The following is a 21,725-nucleotide window of genomic DNA, read 5'->3' as shown; positions in this document are numbered from 1 at the left end:
TCTACCAGGAGGGGCCGCACCGCTGTTGCTCACCCCTGTCGCCGCGCCGCTGCTGGTCGCCGCCGCGTATGCGCTTCTCCCCCAGCCGTGTGCGGCCGCCTGGCCGGGGCTTCTCCCGCCCTGCGCGATCCTGCTGTGCGGCGGCCTGCTGGCGGCGGACGTCCTCGGCAACGGTCCCGTCTCCGCCTGCTCCGGGCTGCTGCGCGCCGATGCCCTGACCGCATGGATGCTGCTCGTCATCGGCGCCGTCGCCCTCATCGCCTGCGGGTCGGCGCCGGCGTACCTCGCGGGCGAACGCACGGCCGGACGGGCGAGCGAACGTACGCTGCGGCGCTACCACCTCCTCGTGCAGGCGTTCCTGGCCGCGATGTGCCTGGCCGTCATGGCCGCCAACCTCGGTGTGCTGTGGGTCGCCGTCGAGGCCACCACGATCGTCACCGCCTTCCTCGTCGGCCACCGCCGTACCCGTACCTCGGTGGAGGCCGCCTGGAAGTACGTGGTGATCTGCTCGGCCGGTATCGCGCTGGCCTTCCTCGGCACCGTGCTGATCTACTACGCGGCCCGGCAGGCCGGCATCGCCGAGGCCTGGGCCCTGGACTGGCCCACCCTGGTCGCCCGCGCCGACCGGCTCGACCCGGCGGTCAGCCGGCTCGGCATCACCCTGGTCGTCCTCGGCTTCGGCGCCAAGGCCGGCCTGATCCCGCTGCACGCCTGGCTGCCCGACGCCCACAGCCAGGCCCCCGCACCCGTTTCCGCGCTCATGTCGGGGGTGCTGCTGTCCGTCGCCTTCGCCGCGATCCTGCGCTACCGGGTCATCGCCGACGCCGCCCTCGGCGCCGACTTCACCCGCGTCCTGCTCGCCGGAATGGCCCTGCTCACCCTCACTCTTGCCACCGGGCTGCTGCTCGCCCAGCGCGACCACAAGCGGATGCTCGCCTACTCCAGCATGGAACACATGAGTCTGATCGCCCTGGCGGCGGCGATCGGCAGCCCCCTCGCCCTGTCCGCCGCCCTGCTGCACATCGCCGGCCACGGGCTCGCCAAGTCGGCCGCCTTCTGCACGGCCGGCCGCATCCTCCAGCTGACGGGTACCACCAGGATCGGCCGGGTTCGTGGCCTGCTCGCCCGGGCGCCGGCCGTGGGCGGGGTGTTCGGGTGCGCGGTGGTGGCGCTGACGGCCTTCCCGCCGTTCAGCCTCTTCGCCTCCGAACTCGGCATCGCCCGCGCGGGTTTCGCCGCCGGAACCGGGCTGGCCTGGGCGACCTCCGGGGCCCTGCTGCTGGTCCTCGCCGCCTTCGCCGCGCTGGCCGCCCGCACCGCACGGATGCTCCTCGGCCCCGCACCGTCCCGGCCCTCGGGCCGAGCGGAGCCGGGGATCTGGCCACTGGCCCTCGGCCTGGTCGCCTGCGCCGCCCTGGGCACCGCCACCGGCCCCCTCACCGACCTGCTGCACGCCGCCGCCCGGGCGATCGGAGGCCGCTGACCCCGATGCGCACCACAGAAGAGATCAGTGCCAGTGAACTGCCGTGCCGCTTCGAGGAGTTACTGACCGGCGGGCACCGCCTCGCCCTCGTCGCCCCCCACCACGACGAGCACGGCATCCGCGTGGTGTACCTGTTCGCGGCGGGCCCGCCCGACACCCGCACCGAACTGCACGTCCGCCTCGACCCGGACCGGCCCGAACTGCCGACGCTCGCCCATCTCTCGTTCCCCGCAGGCCGGTTCGAACGCGAGATGCGCGACCTGTTCGGCATCGTCCCGCTCGGCCATCCCCTGCCCCATCGCCTCGTCCGGCACTTCCACTGGCCCCGCGGCTGGTACCCGATGCACCCCGACGCCGGGCCTCCGCCGCCCTTCGGGGAACAGGAAGGCCCCTATCCCTTCCTGGAGGTCGAGGGCGACGGCGTGTACGAGATCCCGGTCGGCCCGGTGCACGCAGGGCTCATCGAGCCCGGTCACTTCCGCTTCTCCGTCGTCGGCGAGACCATCCTCAAGCTCAAGGCCCGCCTCTGGTTCGTCCACAAAGGCATCGAGAGACTCTTCCAGGGCCGCACGATCGCCGGCGGTCTGCCACTGGCCGAACGCATCAGCGGCGACACGGCCGTCGGCCACGCCCTGGCCTACTGCCTGGCCGTCGAAGAGGCCGCCGGCACCGACGTACCCGCCGAAGCCCGCCGTGCCCGGGCCCTGCTGCTGGAACTGGAGCGGATCCACAACCACGTGGCCGACCTCGGCATGCTCTGCAACGACGCCGGCCACGGCATCCTCAACGCCCACGCCCAGCGCATCCGCGAACAACTCCTGCGCCTCAACCGGGAGACCACTGGCCACCGCCTGCTGCGCGGCGGAGTCGTACCGGGCGGCGCCGTACTCCGTTCCGTTCCGGATGTACGACGTCTGAAGGCGATCGGCGCGGACATCCGCGAGATCACCGGCCTCGCCCTCGGCCACTCCACCGTCCGCGACCGCTTCACCGGCACCGCCGTCCTGCGGACCGGCGCCGCACGGGAGATCGGCTGCCTCGGTTACGTCGCCCGCGCCAGCGGCCTCGCCCACGATGCCCGCGTCGCGCATCCGTTCACCGACTACGGCACACCGCTCGGCGTTCCCGTGCACACCGGCGGTGACGTCCTGGCCCGCTTCCTGGTCCGCGCCGAGGAGATCGACACCTCCCTCGCCCTCATCGAGCACCTGGCCGACGGCCTCACCGCCCCGCGAGCCGTCCCGGCGCCGTCACCGGCGCCCGGCGCGGGACCTCGTACCGGTGTGGGTCTGGTGGAGGGATGGCGCGGCACCATCGCCACCCGCGTCGAACTCGCCGCCGACGGCACCCTGGCCCGGGTCAAACCGGTCGACCCGTCCTTCTTCAACTGGCCTGCCCTGCCGGTCGCGTTGGCGGACACGATCGTCCCGGACTTCCCGCTGACCAACAAGAGCTTCAACCTGTCCTACGCCGGCAACGATCTCTGAGCTCCTCTTCCAGGAGCGCGAGAGTCAGCGCTACGGAATCACGATTCCGAGGTTCCGTGCGGCGCGGCGCGGCGGCAGTCCGGGCAGGCTCGCCCGTGCGGGGCCCTGGCCGGCGGGCTCGGCGCCGCTGGGCAGGCCCGCCGCGGAGGCGACGTAGTCCCGGGCCGTCAGCAGACCGATCAGCCGCCCGTGCGCGTCCGTGACCGGCAGGGCGTCGAGGTGCTCCTGCGTCATCATGGCCGCCGCGCGCGGCACCGAGTCCTCGGGGTGGACCGTGACGGTCCGGCGGGCGTGCACGAGGTCGCGCACCCGGTGACGGGACAGTGTCGTGGCGGCGGCGGCGCAGACCACGGCGAGTTCGGCGCGGTCCAGGAGTCCGGCGCAGCAGCCGTCCCCGCGGACCACCGGGAGTTCACGCTGCCCGGACCTCTCCATGACCTCCCAGGCCATCAGCACGCTCTCGTCCTCACTGATCGCGTACGGGGCGGCGTCCATCAGACTTCGCACCACGGGTTGCTCGTTCACGACTGCCCTCCTTGTGCCGGGCGCCCGGGTCGGGTGATCCACGTGGGGGCACCGCGTCGTACGTCGCCGGCGGGCCGGCAGCGCGCCCCCTGCTCTTCCACGCTCGTCCGCCGGGGCGCCCTCTGTCATGGGCCGCATGGCCTCGGTGCACGCCGTTGGCCCCATGTCCGGCCGACGGCACAGCGCCCGCGTCGGCCGTGGCGGACGGCCGGCACCACCGGGGTGTGGGCACGCTGCTGCTGGAGCACCTCGCCGCCGCCGACCTGGCCGTGACGTGGGCCGAAGGGCCCCGGGCCGGGTCCTGGCGGCCCGTGGTGCCGGGCAGCGGACACGACCAGGCTGGGGGTACACGCCATGAAGGGAGCCGGTGTGATGACCTCCACCACCACCGTGGGCGCGGCGCTCAAGCCCGCGCACCGCGAACGGCTGATGTGCCTCGCCCACGAGGTCTCCTTCGAGGCCGGGTCCCGCCTGTTCGAGGAGGGGCGGCGCGCCGACCGGTTCTGGATCGTGCGCACCGGCACCGTCGCCCTCGACCTGCACGTGCCCGGCCGCCGGCCCGCCGTGATCGAGACGCTCGGGAACGGCGAACTCATCGGCTGGTCCTGGCACTTCCCGCCGCACCTGTGGCACCTGGGCGCCGAGACGATGAGCCCCGTGCGGGCCTGGCAGTTCGATGCCGAGGCGGTCCGGCGTCTGTGCGCCGAGGACGCCGAGTTCGGCCGGGCGATCGCGGTCTGGGTCGGCCAGGTGGTCGCCCAGCGACTGCACGCCTCCCGGATCCGGCTGCTCGACCTGTACGCCCCTTACGGCAGCGGCGGTCCGGTGTGACCACGCGGCCCAGTGAGGAGGAGAGCATGGAGGGCAGCCCGCACCGAGTGAGTGACGTGATGTCGCGTGCCGCCGTCGCCGTGGGCCGCAGGGCTCAGTTCAAGGACATGGTCGAGCGTATGGAGCAGTGGCAGGTCAGTGCCCTGCCCGTGCTGGAGGGCGACGGCCGGGTGATCGGGCTCGTCTCCGAGGCCGATCTGCTGCCCAAGGAGGAGTTCCGGGGCACCGATCCGGACCGGCTCACCCGGCAGCGCCGGCTGTCCGACCTGGCCAAGGCGGGGGCGGTGACCGCCGAGGAGCTCATGAGCACGCCGGCCGTCACCGTGCACGCCGACGCCACGCTCGCCGAGGCGGCGCGCATCATGGCGCTGCGGCACGTCAAACGGCTGCCCGTGGTGAACGCCGAAGGCGTGCTCGAGGGCGTGGTCAGCAGGGGGGACCTGCTGAAGGTGTTCCTGCGTTCGGACAACGCCCTGGCCGACGAGATCCGGCGTGACATCGTCGACGTACTGTTCCCGGCGCCGGTCGAGCCCGTGCACATCACGGTCACCGACGGCGTGGCGACGCTGACCGGGCGCGTCAAGGACGCCGCCCGGATACCGCTCGCCACCCGGCTCATACATGGCGTCGAGGGCGTGGTGGGCGTCGACTGCCGGCTCACCGCGACCGGGGAGACATGAGATCCGGTTCCCCCTCAGGCCTTTCGGGCCCGGCCGGCACCGGGTGAAGCGGGGTGGAGGCTCGGCCGGCGGGGCGGGGCGGTCACGGCGCACTCCACGTCGACCACGCCCGGCACGGCCCGGGCGAGCCGGGCGGCCAGCGGGATCAGGACGGTCTCGCGGACGTGCCCGGAGAGGGCGACGACGCCGTCGTGCACCTCGACCCGGATCGCGTCGGAGTACGGGCCGAAGAGCCGTACGACGATCTCGCGCCGCACCTCCTCGGCGATGTCGGCGTCGTCGCGCAGGTAGACCTTCAGCAGGTCGGAGCGGCTGACGATGCCCTTCAGGGTGCCGTCGCGGCCGACGACCGGCAGCCGCTTGACCCTGGTGCGGGCCATGATGCGGGCGGCGTGGGCGAGAGTGGCGTCGGGCCGCACGGTGACGGCCGGGGCGGTCATGAGCTCGCCCGCGGTCACCGCCTCCGCCTTCTGTACGTCGACCAGGTGCCCCAGCTGCGCGTACCGCCCGATGCCTCCGTCGCTGTACTCCTCCTTGGGCAGCAGATCGGCCTCGGAGACCACACCCACGACCACGCCGGCGTCGTCCAGTACCGGCAGGGCGCTGACCCGCCACTCCCCCATGGCCTTCACTATGTCCTTGAAGACCGCGCCGGTACGCAGGGCGACAACCCGATGGGCCATCACGTCGTTCACGACGATCGGAGTGCCGTTCATGGCGTCCCCCAAGGGCTCGGCTGCCGTCGGACACCTTCAGGCTGCGTCCCCGGACCGTCGGCGTCATGGGCCGAGTGGGCCCGAGACACCACCCCCGTCGGCCCCGCCACCCCGTGCGGGGCCGCTTACTCGGGCAGCGAAACGTGCCACTCCAGTACGGCGCCCCCGCTCGCGGCACCGGTGACCTCCAGCCGCCCGCCGAGCTGCTGCGCCCGCTCGGCCATGTTGCGCAGCCCGCTGCGCCGGCCGTCGGCCGGGATGCCGACGCCGTTGTCCGCGACCTTCAGGCGTATCTCACGGCCGTCGGTGGTCAGCGCCACGTCGGCGCGGTCGGCGTGCGCGTGCCGGGCGATGTTGGTCAGGGCCTCCGAGAGCACGGCCACGACATGGTCGGCGATCTCGCGCGGCACATCGGTGTCGAGCAGGCCCTCCATGCGCACGCTGGGCGCGAAGCCCAGCACCCGCGCGGCTTCGCCGGCCACCTGGACGACCCTGGCCCGCAACCCGCTGCCGACGTCGTTCTCGCGGGCCCGCAGGCCGAAGATCGCCGAACGGATGATCTTGATGGTCTCGTCCAGGTCGTCCACGGCCCGCAGCACCCGCTCGGACGCCTCCGGGTGTTCGATGAAGCGGCCCGCGCTCTGCAGGGTCATCCCCGTCGCGAACAGCCGCTGGATGGCCAGGTCGTGCAGATCGCGGGCGATCCGGTCGCGGTCCTGCAGGACGGCGATCCGCTGGGCGTCCTGCCGGCGCTCGGCCAGCTCCATCGCGATCGCGGCTTGCGCGGCGAATCCCAGCAGCATCTGCGTCTCCTTGCCGGAGTAGACCGGCCGGCCGGTCTCGCGGGCCAGCAGCACCACCCCGCCCACACCGTGCTCGCCGGTGCCGATGGGGACGGCCACGGCGGGGCCGAGCCCCCCGAAGCGCGGGGGTTCGGGCGCGACCCTCTCGTCGTGGTTGATGTCGTCACTGGTGACCGGGGCGCCGGCGGAGCACGCCAGTCCCATCAGGGTCCGGTCCGGGGACAGCACCAGCCCCCGGTGCGCCTCGGCATCCACTCCGACGGCGATCTCCACACTGAGCAGCCCACTGCCCTCCACGGGCATCGCGACCGCGGCCAGGGCCGAGCCGGAGATCTCCCTGGCCCGTTCGGCGATCAGGTCCAGTGCCTCGGCGAACTCGCTGCGGGACATCAGGCTGTGAGTGATCTCCGCGTTCGCCCGCAGCCAGCGCTCGCGCAGCCGGGCCTCCGCGTACAGGCGGGCGTTGTCGATGGCGACGCCGGCGGCGACGGCCAGCGTGGACAGGACCGACTCGTCCTCCTCGTCGAAGTCCAGCCCGCCGCGCTTCTCGGTCAGGTACAGATTGCCGAAGACCTGGTCGCGGACCCGGATCGGGACACCCAGGAAGGTGTTCATCGGCGGGTGACGCGGCGGGAAGCCGTACGAGGAGGGGTGCTGGGAGAGCTTTCCCAGGCGCAGGGGTTCCGGGTGGCGGATCAGCTCGCCGAGGATGCCGTGGCCCTCGGGCAGCGGGCCGATCTCGGCGATCTGCCGCGCGTTGACACCCACGGTGTAGAAGCCCGACAGGGTCGTGCCGTCGGGGCCGATGACGCCGAGGGCCGCGTACTCGGCGTCCACCAGGGTCGCGGCGGCTTCCACGATGGAGCGCAGGGCCTGTTCCAGGTCCAGTTCCCGGCCGACGGAGAGGACCGCTGCGAGCAGGCTGTGCACCCGGTCCCGGGTGCCGCGGACGGTGTCGATCCGGGTCTGCAGCTCCCCCAGCAGCTCGTCGAGCTTCAGCTGCGGCAGCAGTTCGCGCAGCTCCTCGGGGGTTCCCACCGTGCGCCTCCCGGTCGCTCGGCTCGCGGACCCGGCATCCGCGGACGGCTCCACCGTAGCCCGCCCGTGCGGGCAGCGGTATACGGAGCAGCTCGACCGGCCACTCTGCCGCGACCGCCCGGCACGGCACCCTCCGGCAGAGGGCCGATCGGCCCGGTCTGCGGGACCGTGGGCACCTCCCCGGCCACCCGGTCCCGGCGGACGCTGGAATCGTCCGCAGACCGCGCGGCGGAGGAGCGTCGTCATGGTCCGTTACGTGTGCGCCTTCCAGGACGGCGGCCGGGACCTGGCCGGCCTGCTCGGCGGCAAGGGCGCCAATCTGGCCGAGATGACCCGGCTGGGACTGCCGGTGCCGCCGGGGTTCACCGTCACCACCGAGGCCTGCCGCGCCTTCCTGGCCACCGGTGCGGAGCCGGACGGCATGGCGGAGGAGGTGTCCCGGCACCTGTCGGCGCTGGAGACGGCCACCGGGCGGCTGCTGGGACAGCCCGACGACCCGCTGCTGGTCTCCGTCCGCTCCGGTGCCCGCTTCTCCATGCCCGGCATGATGGAGACGGTCCTCGACATCGGACTCGACGACGACTCCGTGCTCGGCCTCGCCAAGGCGTCCGGAAACGAGCGCTTCGCGTGGGACTCCTACCGCCGGCTGGTGCAGATGTTCGGCAGCACCGTGCTGGGCGTCGACCCGGCCCTGTTCGACGAGGCCTTGACCCTGTTGAAGGAGGCCCGCGGGGCTCGTGACGACGTCCACCTGGACGCCTGCGACCTCGCCCGGCTCGTGGAGACGTACAAGCGGATCGTCCACGAGGAGAGCGGACGCGACTTTCCGCAGTCTCCCGCCGAGCAGTTGCGGCTGGCGGTCCTCGCGGTCTTCCGGTCCTGGAACGCCGGGCGTGCCCGGCTGTACCGGCGGCGCGAGCACATCCCGGACGACCTGGGCACCGCCGTCACCGTGCAGCGCATGGTGTTCGGCAACCTCGGCCCCGACTCCGGCAGCGGCGTCGCCTTCACCCGCGACCCGGCCACCGGACAGCCGGGCCTGTACGGCGACTACCTGCCGAACGCCCAGGGCGAGGACGTGGTCGCCGGCATCCGCGACACCGTGCCCCTCGCCGAGCTGGCGCGGCTGGATCCGCACTCCTACCGGCGGTTGCGTGACCACGCGCAGACGCTGGAGCGGCACTACCGGGACCTGTGCGACATCGAGTTCACCATCGAGCGCGGCACGCTGTGGATGCTGCAGACCCGGGTCGGCAAACGCACCGCCGAGGCGGCTTTCGCCATCGCCGCGGAACTGGTCGGCGAGGGGCTCATCACGGCCGACGAGGGCCTGAACCGGGTGCACGGTGAACAACTCGGCCGGCTGATGTTCCCCCGTTTCGACACCGGCAAGGCCGGCCCGGCGATCGCCCACGGCGTGCCCGCCTCACCCGGCGCGGCGGCCGGTGCTGCCGTGTTCGACTCCGCCGAGGCGGTGCGGCGTGCCGGTTCCGGTGAGCGGGTGGTGCTCGTACGCGAGGAGACGACCCCCGACGACCTGCCGGGCATGGTCGCGGCCCAGGCGGTGCTGACCAGCCGGGGCGGCAAGACCAGCCACGCGGCCGTCGTCGCCCGCGGCATGGGCCGCGTCTGCGTGTGCGGTGCGCAGGACATCGCCGTCAACGTCGGCGCGCGGTGCTTCACCGCCCGCGACGGCACGGTCGTCGAGGAGGGCACCCTCCTCTCGGTGGACGGCTCCACGGGTGCGGTGTACGCGGGCGCGGCCCCGCTGGTCGCCTCCGCCACGATGCGGTATCTGGAGTCCGGCGAGCAGACCGGCAGCGTGGTCGCGGCGGTGGCCCGTGCCCTGGAGCACGCCGACTCGGTACGCCGGCTGGAGGTGCGGGCCAACGCCGACACGCCCGAGGACGCGGCGCGGGCCCGGCGGTTCGGCGCCCAGGGCGTCGGGCTGTGCCGCACCGAGCACATGTTCCTCGGCGAGCGGCGCAAGCTGGTCGAGGAGATGATCCTCGCTCGTACCGACGCGGGCCGTGACGAGGCGCTGGCGGCTCTTCTCCCGCTCCAGCGACAGGACTTCACGGGCATCCTCCGGGCGATGGACGGCCTGCCCGTCACGATCCGCCTGCTCGATCCGCCGTTGCACGAGTTCCTGCCCGACCGCACCGAACTCGCCGTACGCGTCGCCGCCGCCGAGGCCACGGGCAGGCAGGTCGACGCGCACGACGTGGAGTTGCTCGACGCCGTGAACCGGATGCACGAGGACAACCCGATGCTCGGTCTGCGCGGCGTCCGGCTCGGGCTCGTGGTTCCGGGGCTCGTGACGATGCAGGTACGGGCGGTGGCCGAGGCGGTGGCCGAGCGCGTACGCGCCGGAGGCTCGCCACGGGCGGAGATCATGGTCCCTCTCGTCGGGGCGGTCGAGGAGCTGCGGCCCGCCCGCGAGGAGGTGGCGCGGGTGCTGGCCGAGGTCGGCGAGGAGACCGGCGTATCCGTGCACTGCCCCGTAGGCACGATGATCGAGCTGCCCCGGGCCGCGCTCACGGCGGGCCGGATCGCCGAGGAAGCGGAGTTCTTCTCCTTCGGCACCAACGATCTCACCCAGACCACCTGGGGCTTCTCCCGCGACGACGTCGAGGCCGCCTTCTTCCCCGCCTACCTCGACCGAGGCATTCTCGCCGCCTCGCCGTTCGAGACGCTCGACCTCGAGGGTGTGGGCCGGCTGGTCCGGATCGCCGTCGAGGAGGGACGTGCGGTCCGGCCGGAGCTGCAGACCGGCGTGTGCGGCGAGCACGGCGGTGACCCGGAGTCGATCCGCTTCTTCCACACCGTCGGTCTCGACTATGTCTCCTGTTCGCCGTTCCGGGTCCCGGTGGCCCGTCTGGAGGCCGGCCGGGCGACTCTCGGCAGAACCGACACCAGTGACAGCAGGTGAGCGGAGTCCAGCCATGATCAAGGACAACGATCCGACACGCGGCCGCACGGAGCTCGACCGGACCGAGGCGCTGCGGCTGCTCGGCAGTGTGCCCCTGGGCAGGATCGTCTTCACCCGGCAGGCCCTGCCCGTCGTCCGCCCGGTCCACCACATCCTGGACGACGGCGACATCGTCATCCGCACCCACGAGGGCGCGGCGCTCACCTCGCACAGCCGGCCGGCCGACGACACCGGCGTGGTGGTCGCCTACGAGGCCGATGTCATCGACCCCGTCACCCACCTCGGCTGGAGCGTGGTGGTCACGGGGTACGCGAGCCTCGTCACCGACCCTCACGAACTGGCCCGCATCCGCTCTCTGCTGCCCCCGTCGGCACCGCAGCAGGGCATGGACCACACGGTCCGCATCCATCCCGAGCTGGTCGCGGGTGTGCTGCTCACCAGCGCGGTCGAAGAACACCACTGAGGTGGGAGAACACCGCTCTCGGCGGCGCGGGTGCCCCGGACGGACCGGCGACCGGGGCCGGACGGCCCTACCGTCCGCTCCGGTTTCCCCGGTTCGATCGCCCCGTGGTCGAGAACCACACGGCGCACGTGGCCGACGAGCACGTGGCACCTCGGTCGGCTGGCGGAGCGACCGTCGTACCCGTGCTCGGCGAGATCGACATGCTGACGGCGCCCTCGCTGTCGGCACGGCTGGACGCCCTCACCGCGGACCAGCGGCCCGACCTGGTGCTGGACCTGCGCCCGGTCACGTTCATCGACTGCGCCGGGCTGCGCGTCCGTGCCGCGCGCGCAACCGGGTGCTCGCCCGGCAGGGCCGACTGCGGCTGGTCACGGACAACGCGCGCTTCCTGCGGGTGCTGCACGCCACAGGGCTGCAGGGCGTCTTCGAGGTGCACACACAGTTCCCCCGGCCTGTGCCGTGATCCGCCGTCACGACGACCGGCCCGCCGCAGGTCACGGTCGAGTTCGGCCGGCCTGCGGCGGGAACGCTCAGCCGTTCCAGCTCCATTCGGCGACCTCGGGCAGGTCGGTGCCGTGGGCGCGGATCCACGCGTGGTGGCGGGTGCGGGCGTCGGCCATGGCCTGGCGTACGGCGGCCGAGCGGACGGCGAGGCCGGGGACGCGGTCGATGACGTCCATGACGAGCCGGTACCGGTCGAGGTCGTTGCGTACGACCATGTCGAACGGCGTGGTCGTGGTGCCCGACTCCTTGTAGCCGCGTACGTGCAGGTTCTTGTGGCCGGTGCGGCGGTAGGCCAGGCGGTGGATCAGCCACGGGTAACCGTGGTAGGCGAAGATCACCGGCTTGTCGGTAGTGAACAGGCCGTCGTACTCGAAGTCGGTCATTCCGTGCGGGTGTTCCTCGTGCGGCAGCAGCCGGGTCATGTCGACCACGTTGACCACGCGCACCGCCAGTGCGGGCAGATGCCGGCGCAGCAACTGCGCTGCCGCCAGCACCTCCTGCGTGGGAACGTCCCCCGCGCAGGCCAGCACGACGTCCGGTGCGCCGCCGTTCTCGGTGCCGGCCCATTCCCAGATCCCGGCTCCGCGCGCGCAGTGCACACGGGCCTGGTCGATGGTCAGCCAGTCGTAGCAGGGCTGTTTGCCCGCCACGATCACGTTGACGTAGTCGCGGCTGCGCAGGACGTGGTCGGTGACGGACAGGAGGGTGTTGGCGTCCGGCGGCAGATAGACGCGGACGACCTCGGGGCTCTTGTTGAGGACGTGGTCCACGAACCCGGGGTCCTGGTGGGAGAAGCCGTTGTGGTCCTGGCGCCACACGTGCGAGGTCAGCAGGTAGTTGAGGGAGGGGATCGGAGCCCGCCAGGGCAGCTCGCGCGCGGTCTTCAGCCACTTGATGTGCTGGTTGACCATCGAGTCCACGATGTGCACGAACGCCTCGTAGCAGGAGAACAGCCCGTGTCGGCCGGTGAGCAGATAGCCCTCCAGCCAGCCCTGGCAGAGGTGTTCGGAGAGGATCTCCAGCACCCGGCCGTGCCGGTCCAGGTGTTCGTCGACCGGCAGCATCCCGGCCTGCCAGGCCTTTCCGCTGGCGTCGAAGACGGCCTGGAGCCGGTTGGAGGCGGTCTCGTCCGGGCCGACGAGCCGGAAGTCCCGGCGCAGCCGTGTGTCGTTCATGACGTGTTCGAGGAACGTGCCGAGAACCCGGGTGGGTTCGTGCAGGCTCGTACCGGGCTTGTCGACGGGCACGGCGATGCCGTCGAGGGGCGCAAGGGGCAGCTCCCGGACGAGGAGGCCGCCGTTGGCGTGCGGGGTGGCCCCGAGTCGCCTCGGCCCCTCGGGGACACAGGCGAGGACGTCGGCGACCGGACGGCCGTCGGCGTCGAACAGCTCCTCGGGCCGGTACGAGCGCAGCCACCGCTCCAACTGCCGTAGATGGTCGGGGTTTTCCCGGACGGCGGACAGCGGGACCTGGTGGGCGCGCCAGGTGCCCTCGACGGGTTCGCCGTCGACCTCGGCGGGGCCGGTCCAGCCCTTCGGCGTGCGCAGCACGATGACCGGCCAGCGCGCCCGCTCGTCGCCCCCCTCCTCGCGTGCGGTGCGCTGCATCAGGGCGATGCGGTCCAGCGCCTGGTCGAAGGCCCTGGCCAGGGATCGATGTACGGCGGCCGGGTCGTCGCCGGTGACGTGGAGGGGTTCGTGGCCGTATCCGCGCAGCAGCGCGTCCAGTTCCTCCTCCGGGATCCGGGACAGCACGGTCGGGTTGGCGATCTTGTATCCGTTGAGGTGCAGGATCGGCAGGACGGCGCCGTCGTGCACCGGGTCGAGGAACTTGTTCGCGTGCCAGGACGCGGCCAGCGGCCCGGTCTCCGCCTCACCGTCGCCGATCACACAGGCCACGACCAGGTCGGGGTTGTCGAAGGCCGCGCCGTAGGCGTGTGCGAGGGAGTAGCCGAGTTCGCCGCCCTCGTGGATCGATCCCGGGGTCTCGGGCGCCACATGGCTGGGCACCCCGCCGGGGAAGGAGAACTGCCGGAACAGCCGCTCCATGCCGGCCGCGTCCCGGGACACGTCCGGGTAGGTCTCGCTGTAGCTGCCCTCCAGCCAGGACCCCGCGAGGACGGCCGGTCCCCCGTGGCCCGGGCCCCATACGCACAGGGCGTCGAGTCCGCGTGCCTTGATGACGCGGTTGAGGTGGGTGTACACGAGGTTCAGCCCGGGCGAGGTGCCCCAGTGGCCGAGCAGCCTCGGCTTGATGTGCTCGGTCCTGAGCGGTTCGCGCAGCAGCGGGTTGGCCATGAGATAGATCTGGCCTGCCGCGAGGTAGTTGGCGGCACGCCAGTGCGCGTCCAGGGTGCGCAATTCGTCGTCGGTGAACTCGGCGGTGTCCTGCTGGGCAGCCTCGGGCATGGGAACCTCGGATTCGTCGTCCGTCGTCGGTCAGTTTGCCGGTTGTGTCAGGAAAGTTCGGGTACGACGGCCACCGGGCACGCCGCGTGGTGCAGTACGCCGTGGGCGACACGGCCGAGCTGGAGTCCGAAGTGGCCGTGCCGGCGCCGGGCGCCGACGACGAGCAGGTCGGCCTCGCAGGACGCGGCGATGAGGGCGTCGCGGGCATGGCCCTCGACCGTGCGGCAGTGCACTTCAAGGCCGCCCGGTGCGTCCCGCAGGGCTTCCTCCGCCGCCACGGCGGCCTCCTGCTCGTGGAGGTGCGCCGGCTCGCCGGCGAGCAGGGGATGGCCGGGAGCCGCGTGCGCGGGGCGACGCCAGGCCCGTACGGCCTCCAGCGGCACCCCGCGCAGCACGGCCTCCTCGGTCGCGAACCGTACGGCGGCCGTACCCGCGGGCTTCTCCGCGACGCCGAGGACGATCCGGCCCCGGGTCCCGGTGCGGGCCTGGTTGTCGTGGCTGCCGCGCAGCACGATCACCGGGCAGTGCGCGTGCCCGGCGACGGTGACACCGACGGAACCGAGGAGGGCCTCGGTGATCCCGCTGCGGCCCCGGCACCCCAGGACGACGGCGCGGGCGGTCCGGCTCTCCCGCACGAGCCCGTACTCCGGCTCCTCGGGCAGCACGTCGGTGGTGACCTCGACGCCCGGCCGACGGCGCTCGGCCCGTTCCCGGGCGGTGCCGACGACGTCCCGGGCCATCACCTCCTCCACCGGTTTGCCGAGTTCCTGCGCGATCAGGGCGCCTTCGTAACGGTCCCAGAGCGAGGCGTACACCAGCCGGAGCGGCGCCCCGCGCAGGCCGGCCTCGTCCGCCGCCCAGTCCACGGCCCGCAGGCTCGGCTCCGAGCCGTCCACGCCGACGACGATCGGGAGGTCCGTCATGCTTCTTCTCCTCGTCCTTCTCCTCGCCGCCGGTCAGCCGTGGGCGACCACGGCGACGGGCGCGACGACGTGGTGCAGTACGGCGTGGGTGACGTGACCGATGTGGGCACCGAGCGGGCTGGTCCGGATGCGCCGGCCGACCACGGCCAGGGAGGCGTCGCGAGCGGCGTTGACGAGGACCTGCGCGGCACTTCCGCAGCGGCTCGCCTCGATCACGTCGACGTTCGGGAACTTCTGCCGCCAGGGACGCACCGCCTCGCTCAGGACGGTCGCCTGCTTGCGTGCGAGCGTGCCGTAGAGTTCCGCGTCGCCGTAGAAGCGGTAGACGGCGGTGGGCGGCTCCGGCCAGCCATGCACGATCCTCAGGGACGCGCCGCGGCGCGCGGCGGCGTCGAAGGCGAACTCCATGAGCGTGTCGTCGACGTCGTCGGTGTCGAGGCCGACGACGACGGGCCGGAACGGGGTCGCGGCCGACGGGATGCCCGCGGGGTCCGTCCGGTGTTCGTCGGCGGCCTGCTCTCCGGCCCGCACCAGCACCACCGGATGGGCGGTGTGGGCGATGACGGACAGGCTGACCGAGCCGACCATGAACCCGCCGATCCCGCCGAAGCCGCGCGAGCCCAGCACCAGCATCTCCGCGGCGTCCGCCGCCTCGGCCAGGGCCAGGGACGGTTCGCCGGTGACCCGGTCGGTGATCACCTCGACACCCGGGTGGCGCAGCCGAAGCCCCTCCGCGGCCTCGAACGGAATCCTCTCCGCCCAGTCCTGGCTGGTCTCGGTGCCGAGCAGCGGCGCCTGGGCCACCGGCACGGGCACGGGCTCGAAGACGTGGAGGACCTTCAGCGGCAGACCGCTCAGGTGGGCTTCACGAGCCGCCCATTCGGCGGCGGCCCGGCTCTCGGGCGAGCCATCGAGACCTACGGTGATGGCGCGGGTCACGGTCCACCTCCCGGGACGAGGGATCCGATACCAGCGTGGTGACGCCACGGCCGCGCGGTCAGAGGCCGCAGGTCCCTCACCGGGGCCGAACGGCCCCGGTGAGGCAGAGCTTTTCCACCCTGCCAACTGCTGTAGGCCTGCTTCGTCGTGCGCCGCCCGGTGGTCCCGGCAATCCTGGAGAGGTGCCACGGGACCTCTCCCGGAGCGGCGGCACCGCACAACGCCGTCCGGACCGGCCACGGATCGACTACGCGGGTGCGCTCTACGGTGCGCTCCTGGCCGCTTCCGTGGTGGCGGGCGCCGGAGCGTTCGGCGGGCCCTTCCCCCGCCTCGGACTCGTACTGCTCCTCCTCGTCACCGGCGTCGTGTTCTGGGCCGCGCACGTCTACTCCCGGCTGGCCGGCGAGCGGATACACGGACAGCTCCTGACATGGAGCGAAGTACGCAGGGTGGCCGCCGACGAGTGGCCGATGGTCCAGGCCGCCGTTCCGCCGGCCGCGGCGGTGGCGATCAGTCCTCTGCTCGGACTGGGACTCCCCGGAACGATCTGGTTCGCCCTGGGTGTCGCCTTGGGGGAGCAGGTCGTATGGGCGTCCGTCGCCGCCGTGCGAGCCGGTGCCTCCCGCCGCCTCGTGGCGGTCTCCGGCCTGGTGAACCTCCTGTTCGGCCTGATCATCGTCGCCGCCAAGTCAGCCGTCCACCACTGACGGAGGACGGCGCATGGTCGAAGGCACGGGCGGGCGGGTACCGGGAGACGGCTCTCGCTGCCCGGGCTCGCTCCCCTGCTCGCTTCCCGGCGCTCCTCGCTGCGGGGGGGGGATCCGGTCGCGGGCGTGACGGTCGCCGCCTGTCTCGTGCCGCAGGTCATGCACGACGTCGACGACTGTCCGCAGGCCCGCACGATCCCAGGGCTGCCGGGCGCTGGCCGCCGTCACCGGGCAGAGCGAACCGGTGCGCTGGTTCGTGCTGAACACCGGGGCGAACGTGGAGGACATCACCGCCCTCGACGCCGTGGACGACCTGCGCCGGGAACTCACGGCCCGCGGCATCGTGTTCGCCCTCGCCCGGGTCAAGCGGGACCTGCGGACGACCTTCGGGCGTACGGCCTCGCGGAGTCCGGCGGCGCCGAGCGGATCTTCCCCGCCCTGCCGACGGCGGTGGCGGCGTACCGGGCCCGGTGCCGCGACCACTGGCCGACGGCCCGTCCGGGGGCCGGGTGGCCCCTGGTCACCTCTGCCGCACCGGCACAGGCTGGTAAGGGCAGGACCTACGCGGATCTCACGGAGTTCACCATGTACGGCACCCCGCACATCGTCAGCGATGTCATGACCCAGACCGTCGCTGCCATCGGCCGGCGGGCCGCCTTCAAGGAGATCGTGCAGCTGATGCAGGACTGGCGGGTCAGCGCCCTCCCGGTGATCGAGGGCGAGGGCCGGGTGATCGGTGTGGTCTCCGAGGCCGACCTGCTGCCCAAGGAGGAACTGCGGGACGACCCCGGCGCGGCCTACCTCCAGCTGCGCCGGCCGGCCGACGTGGCGAAGGCCGAGGGGATGACCGCGGGCGACCTGATGTCGTCCCCCGCCCTCACCGTCCGGGCGAACGCGACCATCGCCGAGGCCGCACGGCTCATGGCGCGGGGCGGGGTCAAACGGCTGCCCGTCGTCGACGAGACCGGGCTGCTCCAGGGGATCGTCAGCCGTGGCGACCTGCTCAGGGTGTTCCTGCGTGGTGACGAGGACATCGCCGAGGAGGTCCGGCGCGAGATCGTGTCGTATCTCTTCCCGCTGTCGTCCGCGACCGTCCAGGTGGAGGTGGAGGACGGCGTCGTCACACTGACGGGCCATGTCCCCGACAGCGCCCTGGTCCCGGTGGCCGCGCGCCTGGTGCGGGCCGTGGAAGGGGTGGTGGACGTGCGGTTCGACCTCGTGCGCGACCACGGGGTAAGTGGGGCCGGTCGGCCCTAGTCCGTATGGCGCGGACGGGTGGATGATCATCCTCGTGGACAGCCCGCAGTCTGTCCGGACACGGGGAACGAGAGGTCGTCATGACCGACACACGCACCTTCACCGAGCAGGACCCGATCCGCGTCTTCCTGCTGGACGACCACGAGGTCGTACGACGCGGACTGACCGATCTGCTCGACGCCGAACCGGACATCCAGGTCGTCGGCGACGCGGACACCGCCGAGCACGCGCTCAGCCGGGGTCCGGCGCTGCGCCCGGACGTCGCCGTACTGGACGTCCGGCTGCCCGACGGCGACGGGATCACGGTCTGCCGGGAGCTGCGCGACCGGATGCCGGAGCTGGCGTGCCTGATGCTGACGTCCTTCGACGACGAGGAAGCCCTGCTGGACGCGATCATGGCCGGAGCGTCCGGCTATGTCCTGAAGCAGATCAAGGGCTCCGATCTGGTCTCGGCAGTCCGCACCGTGGCCTCGGGTCAGTCGATGCTGGACCCCGCGACCACGGCGCGCCTGATGCACTCCCTGCGGGATCCGGCCGTGACCCCCTCGGTGCCGCCGGAGCTCGCGGGCCTGTCGCCCCGGGAGCGCGACATCCTCGCCCTGATCGGCGACGGTCTGACCAACCGGGAGATCGGCAAGAAGCTGTACCTGTCGGAGAAGACCGTGAAGAACCACATCTCGCGGATGCTGTCCAAGCTCGGTGTCCAGCGCCGGGTGCAGGCGGCGGTTCTCGCGTCCCACCTGGAGCCGCAGGACTGAGGCGCTGATGTACAGCGACGGCGCGGCGCCGTAGGTCAGGCGCAGGGTGGCTGCGATGTGGTACGGCAGACTCGTCGCCACCGCAGGGAGGAGGCGAGGGTGATGGCAACCATGTCCCGGCCCGGTGACCCTCGGCCGATCGTCGCGGGTGTCGATCCCGATCCGGCCCGGCGCACCGCGCTGGCCTGGGCTGCCGACGAGGCCGCCCGCCGTCGGCTGCCGTTGCGTGTGGTCCATGTCGAGGGCGTGCCGACCAGGGGCTATCGGGGACGCGAGGTCCCACCGTCCTGGGAGGAGTGGAACGAGGCGCTGCACAAGGCCGGCAGGCAGGTGCTGGAGGGAGCCGCGGACTTCGTCATGGCCAGGCACCCGCAGCTCGAGGTGGACGCCCTGCTCGCGGAGGGCGACCCGGTGTGGGTGCTGCGCGAGCAGAGCCGGGACGCCACCGCCGTGGTGCTGGGGTCACGGCATCTGAGCGGGACGCGGGAACAGTTCGGCTCCACGTCGGTCGCCCTGCCGGTCATGACCCACACGTGCTGCCCCCTGGTCGTCGTGCCCGAGCCGGAACACACCACTCAGGACTCCGCGTACTTCGTGGTCGGCGTCGACGGCAGCGCGCACTCGGCCGCCGCGGTCGACGTGGCGTTCGAGGAGGCGGCCCTGCGCGGCGCCGAACTGCGGGCCCTGTTCGTCTGGGAGGCCGGGCCGCTGAGGATCTTCGACGAGTACGGGCCGCGGCAGGAGGCCCGGCGGCTGCTGTCCGAGATCGTGGCGGGCCGCAGCGAACGCTTCCCCGAGGTGGACCTGCGTCCCGAACTGGTCATCGGACATCCGGTGCAGGTACTCACCGACGCCTCGGCCCACGCGTTGGGTCTGGTCGTGGGGACCCGGGGGCGCGGAGGGTTCACCGGCATGCTGCTGGGCTCCGTCGGCGAGGGTGTGCTGCACCACGCCCGCTGCCCCGTGATCGCCGTCCCGTCCCCCGGGTGAGCCGCCGGCACTCCAGCCGCTGGCCCTACCGCGTACGATGCGGCCCGCGCCGAGGGCGTGCGGCTGCTGTTCCCCGGCGCGTGGCATGTGCGGTCGATCGGTCAAGGCCCACGACGACCTCCGGGCGGCCTACCGTACGTTCCGCCGCACAGGCGTCCGCAGGCTGCCGGTCCTGGCCGCGGGCCGGGTGGTGGGCGTGGTGACCGTCGACGACCTGTTCCTCGACGTCTTCCGGCGGCCGGCCGACCTGCGCAGGCCAGGAGACCCGCGTGAGCCCGCGCCCTTCCAGTGACCCCGCCGTGCCCGACGGCGCCGGGCGAGGGGCCCTCACGTCACGGCGACGTGGGCCGCACGATCACGACCGGGCAGCTCGCGTGCTGCGACACATGCTGGCTGACCGAACCCAGCAGGGCCCGGGCGAACCCGCCCCTCCCCCGGCTGCCGACGACGACCGCCTCGGCTCCCTCGCCGGCCCGCAGCAGGACATCGGCGGGGTTGCCGTGCACCACATGGGTCCGGACCGAGCCGGCCGCGTCCGCGCCGAGCACGTCCGTCAGCTCCTGCCGCATCGCCTGCCGGGCCTCGTTCTCGTCGACGTCCATGTCCACGGCGGGCGCCGACCAGCCGTACAGTCCCGGCAGCTCCCACACCGCGATGGCGTCCACGGTGCCGTCGACCAGGCCGGCGTAGCGCACGGCCCAGCGCAGGGCCTCGTACGAGGACGGCGACCCGTCGACACCGACCACGACCCGGCGCTCGAAGACATCCCTGTCCATGCGTACCACCTCTCGTTCCGCGTGTGCGCCACCCGGCCGGTCCGCCCCCGCTCTCCACGCTGCGGGACACATCGCCGCACCGCCAGAGATGGGCATCCGGCGGCATGACGACGGTGCCGCCGGTCACCGGCCGTAGCGTCATACAGCCGGGCTCCACGCGTATCCGCCGGCCGCTTGCCGGTTGGACCGGATGCCGACCGGTTACTCGGGGCAAGAGGCGTGCGGATGCCTCGGGAGCGAGGCTGGGGTGTGTCGCCGACCGACTCGGGAGCGGGAGAAGAGGCGTGAGAGGAGCGCAGGGACGATGAGCGAGAGCGTCCACGTCGGCCCTCGAGCCGAGCCCGCCGGCTGCGGTGCCCCGTTGCCGTCGTCGAAGCGGGCACGGCGACGGTCCGCGTCGGCGGCCGGCTCGGTCCGTGCACGTGCCCGCAGCGCGGGCGGCGATCGCCTGCTGCTGCCCGACGGCACGTGGCGGCGCGTCGAAACCATCCGCGTGCCCAGCCTGTTCGGCTGAGTGCGGGACACGCGGGGGCCGAGCCGAAGCGGTCAGTGCCGCTGGGGCACGACCGCGACCGGACACCTGGCGTGGTGCAGCAGGGTGTGGCCCACCCGGCCGAGCTGAAGCCCGAAGTGACCCGTCCTGCGCCGGGCCCCGATGATCACGAGGTCCGCGGCCGCCGACCGGTCGACGAGGACCTTGCCGGCCGGTCCCTCAAGGGTCGCCCGGCGCGTCCGGACGTGCGGATACCCGGCGACCGCGTCTTCGAGCAGTGCGTCGAGCAGCGCGGAGGCACGCTCCTCGTGGGCATCGGTGGCCGTTGCCGGATCGCCGCTCCTGTCGTAGGCGGGCCTGCGCCAGGCACGCACCACGTCCAGGACGCAGTCGCGCACCTCGGCCTCCCGGAAGGCGAACCGCACGGCCTCCGCGCTCGTCCCGGCGTCTCCCAGGCCGAGCAGGATCCGCTCGTGCGTCCCCGCCAGGCCCGCCCGGTCACCCCGCACCACGACCACCGGGCAGCGCGCGCGGGCCGCCACGGCCAGGCCCACCGACCCGAGCAGCAGGCCCTTGAGCAGACCACGGCCCCGGGATCCCGTCACCAGGGCGAAGGCATGGTCGCCCTCGCGTACGAGGGCGTCCGCCGCGTCCTCCGGGAGGATGTCGGTGGTGACCTTCACGTCGGTGTCGCGCCGCGCGGCGCGGTCGGCCGCGGAGGCCACGATGCGCTCCGCCATCACCTGTTCCGAGGGGCGCTCGTGGCCCACGGTCGGCAGGCCGCCCTCGTAGCGCTCCCAGAGGGAGCCGTACACCAGCCTGAGCGGAAGACCGTGGCGGACGGCCTCGTCCACGGCCCAGTCGACCGCGTCCAGACACGAGTCCGATCCGTCGACGCCCACCACCAGGGGGATTGTCATGTTTCCCACCGCCTTTCCTGAGGCCGCCGCACCGTGCGGCACAGAGGGTGACATCCGTGGGGGGGTGACTTTTACCGTCGCACCCCGTGGCC

The 21,725-nt window shown here is 72.8% G+C and carries 20 protein-coding genes and 2 pseudogenes; 14 read left to right on the top strand and 8 right to left on the bottom strand.

Features of this window, described 5'->3' with window-relative positions; all coding sequences use genetic code 11:
- The first annotated feature begins 25 nt into the window (after positions 1 to 25).
- Positions 26 to 1,483 (top strand): proton-conducting transporter membrane subunit, encoded by a 1,458-nt coding sequence (locus tag ACH47Z_RS06860; RefSeq protein WP_399071266.1) that lies wholly within the window; start codon positions 26 to 28, stop codon positions 1,481 to 1,483.
- Positions 1,484 to 1,488: 5 nt separating this feature from the next.
- Positions 1,489 to 2,970 (top strand): NADH-quinone oxidoreductase subunit C, encoded by a 1,482-nt coding sequence (locus ACH47Z_RS06855; RefSeq protein ID WP_399071265.1) that lies wholly within the window; start codon positions 1,489 to 1,491, stop codon positions 2,968 to 2,970.
- Between the two features lie 30 nt (positions 2,971 to 3,000).
- On the opposite strand, the gene ACH47Z_RS06850 is transcribed toward ACH47Z_RS06855, so the two are convergent.
- The gene (locus tag ACH47Z_RS06850) at positions 3,001 to 3,495 is read right to left on the bottom strand and encodes an HPP family protein (protein ID WP_399071263.1); all 495 of its coding nucleotides are present in this window, start codon (positions 3,493 to 3,495) and stop codon (positions 3,001 to 3,003) included.
- 372 nt (positions 3,496 to 3,867) lie between these two features.
- Between ACH47Z_RS06850 and ACH47Z_RS06845 the strand changes: the two genes are divergently transcribed.
- Both ACH47Z_RS06845 and ACH47Z_RS06840 read left to right on the top strand, forming a co-directional pair.
- Positions 3,868 to 4,326, top strand: a complete 459-nt coding sequence (locus ACH47Z_RS06845; protein ID WP_399071261.1) for a Crp/Fnr family transcriptional regulator — start codon at positions 3,868 to 3,870, stop codon at positions 4,324 to 4,326.
- Between the two features lie 26 nt (positions 4,327 to 4,352).
- Positions 4,353 to 5,006 (top strand): CBS domain-containing protein, encoded by a 654-nt coding sequence (locus ACH47Z_RS06840; RefSeq protein ID WP_399071259.1) that lies wholly within the window; start codon positions 4,353 to 4,355, stop codon positions 5,004 to 5,006.
- Between the two features lie 14 nt (positions 5,007 to 5,020).
- Here ACH47Z_RS06840 and ACH47Z_RS06835 read toward each other — a convergent pair whose 3' ends face one another.
- On the bottom strand, positions 5,021 to 5,722 hold the full coding sequence (locus tag ACH47Z_RS06835; protein WP_399071257.1) for a CBS domain-containing protein: 702 nt from the start codon (positions 5,720 to 5,722) through the stop codon (positions 5,021 to 5,023).
- Between the two features lie 125 nt (positions 5,723 to 5,847).
- Positions 5,848 to 7,563, bottom strand: coding sequence for a GAF domain-containing protein (locus ACH47Z_RS06830; protein WP_399071255.1), 1,716 nt, complete (start codon positions 7,561 to 7,563; stop codon positions 5,848 to 5,850).
- A 244-nt stretch (positions 7,564 to 7,807) separates the two neighbouring features.
- Between ACH47Z_RS06830 and ppdK the strand changes: the two genes are divergently transcribed.
- From ppdK to ACH47Z_RS06815, 3 genes and pseudogenes are all read left to right on the top strand, one after another.
- The gene (gene ppdK, locus ACH47Z_RS06825; RefSeq protein ID WP_399071254.1) at positions 7,808 to 10,495 is read left to right on the top strand and encodes a pyruvate, phosphate dikinase; all 2,688 of its coding nucleotides are present in this window, start codon (positions 7,808 to 7,810) and stop codon (positions 10,493 to 10,495) included.
- A gap of 13 nt (positions 10,496 to 10,508) precedes the next feature.
- Positions 10,509 to 10,958 carry a pyridoxamine 5'-phosphate oxidase family protein gene (locus tag ACH47Z_RS06820; RefSeq protein ID WP_399071252.1) on the top strand — a complete coding sequence of 150 codons (450 nt, stop codon included), beginning with the start codon at positions 10,509 to 10,511 and terminating at the stop codon, positions 10,956 to 10,958.
- A 200-nt stretch (positions 10,959 to 11,158) separates the two neighbouring features.
- Positions 11,159 to 11,215: pseudogene (locus ACH47Z_RS06815) on the top strand (hypothetical protein); the annotation flags it as partial.
- 273 nt (positions 11,216 to 11,488) lie between these two features.
- Here the strand turns inward: ACH47Z_RS06815 and ACH47Z_RS06810 are convergent.
- Genes ACH47Z_RS06810 through ACH47Z_RS06800 form a run of 3 tightly spaced genes read right to left on the bottom strand, consistent with a single transcriptional unit; the run spans position 11,489 to position 15,732 of the window.
- A complete protein-coding gene (locus ACH47Z_RS06810; protein ID WP_399071250.1) occupies positions 11,489 to 13,870 on the bottom strand; it encodes a phosphoketolase in 2,382 nt (793 codons plus the stop codon).
- Positions 13,871 to 13,917: 47 nt separating this feature from the next.
- Positions 13,918 to 14,793 (bottom strand): universal stress protein, encoded by an 876-nt coding sequence (locus ACH47Z_RS06805; protein WP_399071248.1) that lies wholly within the window; start codon positions 14,791 to 14,793, stop codon positions 13,918 to 13,920.
- 33 nt (positions 14,794 to 14,826) lie between these two features.
- Positions 14,827 to 15,732: a universal stress protein gene (locus ACH47Z_RS06800; protein ID WP_399071246.1), complete on the bottom strand. Its 906-nt coding sequence runs from the start codon at positions 15,730 to 15,732 to the stop codon at positions 14,827 to 14,829.
- Between the two features lie 182 nt (positions 15,733 to 15,914).
- Between ACH47Z_RS06800 and ACH47Z_RS06795 the strand changes: the two genes are divergently transcribed.
- The 6 genes and pseudogenes from ACH47Z_RS06795 to ACH47Z_RS06770 all read left to right on the top strand — a co-directional run bounded on the left by ACH47Z_RS06795 (position 15,915) and on the right by ACH47Z_RS06770 (position 19,736).
- Positions 15,915 to 16,439: a hypothetical protein gene (locus tag ACH47Z_RS06795; protein ID WP_399071244.1), complete on the top strand. Its 525-nt coding sequence runs from the start codon at positions 15,915 to 15,917 to the stop codon at positions 16,437 to 16,439.
- Positions 16,440 to 16,583: 144 nt separating this feature from the next.
- Positions 16,584 to 16,919, top strand: a pseudogene (locus ACH47Z_RS06790) (sodium-independent anion transporter); the annotation flags it as partial.
- A 105-nt stretch (positions 16,920 to 17,024) separates the two neighbouring features.
- A complete protein-coding gene (locus tag ACH47Z_RS06785; RefSeq protein ID WP_399071397.1) occupies positions 17,025 to 17,696 on the top strand; it encodes a CBS domain-containing protein in 672 nt (223 codons plus the stop codon).
- Between the two features lie 80 nt (positions 17,697 to 17,776).
- Entirely contained in the window at positions 17,777 to 18,454 is a 678-nt protein-coding gene (locus tag ACH47Z_RS06780) for a response regulator (RefSeq protein WP_399071242.1), read from the top strand.
- A gap of 111 nt (positions 18,455 to 18,565) precedes the next feature.
- Complete coding sequence (locus ACH47Z_RS06775) at positions 18,566 to 19,444, top strand: universal stress protein (protein ID WP_399071395.1); 879 nt, start codon at positions 18,566 to 18,568, stop codon at positions 19,442 to 19,444.
- 85 nt (positions 19,445 to 19,529) lie between these two features.
- A complete protein-coding gene (locus tag ACH47Z_RS06770) occupies positions 19,530 to 19,736 on the top strand; it encodes a CBS domain-containing protein (protein WP_399071240.1) in 207 nt (68 codons plus the stop codon).
- Between the two features lie 40 nt (positions 19,737 to 19,776).
- Here ACH47Z_RS06770 and ACH47Z_RS06765 read toward each other — a convergent pair whose 3' ends face one another.
- Positions 19,777 to 20,220 carry a universal stress protein gene (locus ACH47Z_RS06765; RefSeq protein ID WP_399071237.1) on the bottom strand — a complete coding sequence of 148 codons (444 nt, stop codon included), beginning with the start codon at positions 20,218 to 20,220 and terminating at the stop codon, positions 19,777 to 19,779.
- 304 nt (positions 20,221 to 20,524) lie between these two features.
- Here ACH47Z_RS06765 and ACH47Z_RS06760 point away from each other — a divergent pair, with 304 nt between their 5' ends.
- The gene (locus ACH47Z_RS06760) at positions 20,525 to 20,734 is read left to right on the top strand and encodes a hypothetical protein (protein WP_399071235.1); all 210 of its coding nucleotides are present in this window, start codon (positions 20,525 to 20,527) and stop codon (positions 20,732 to 20,734) included.
- 32 nt (positions 20,735 to 20,766) lie between these two features.
- Here ACH47Z_RS06760 and ACH47Z_RS06755 read toward each other — a convergent pair whose 3' ends face one another.
- A complete protein-coding gene (locus ACH47Z_RS06755; RefSeq protein WP_399071233.1) occupies positions 20,767 to 21,633 on the bottom strand; it encodes a universal stress protein in 867 nt (288 codons plus the stop codon).
- Positions 21,634 to 21,725: the final 92 nt, after the last annotated feature.

This window comes from Streptomyces sp. NPDC020192 (assembly GCF_044388685.1).
GTDB lineage: Bacteria > Actinomycetota > Actinomycetes > Streptomycetales > Streptomycetaceae > Streptomyces.
This window is presented reverse-complemented; position numbering and strand designations above follow the sequence as displayed.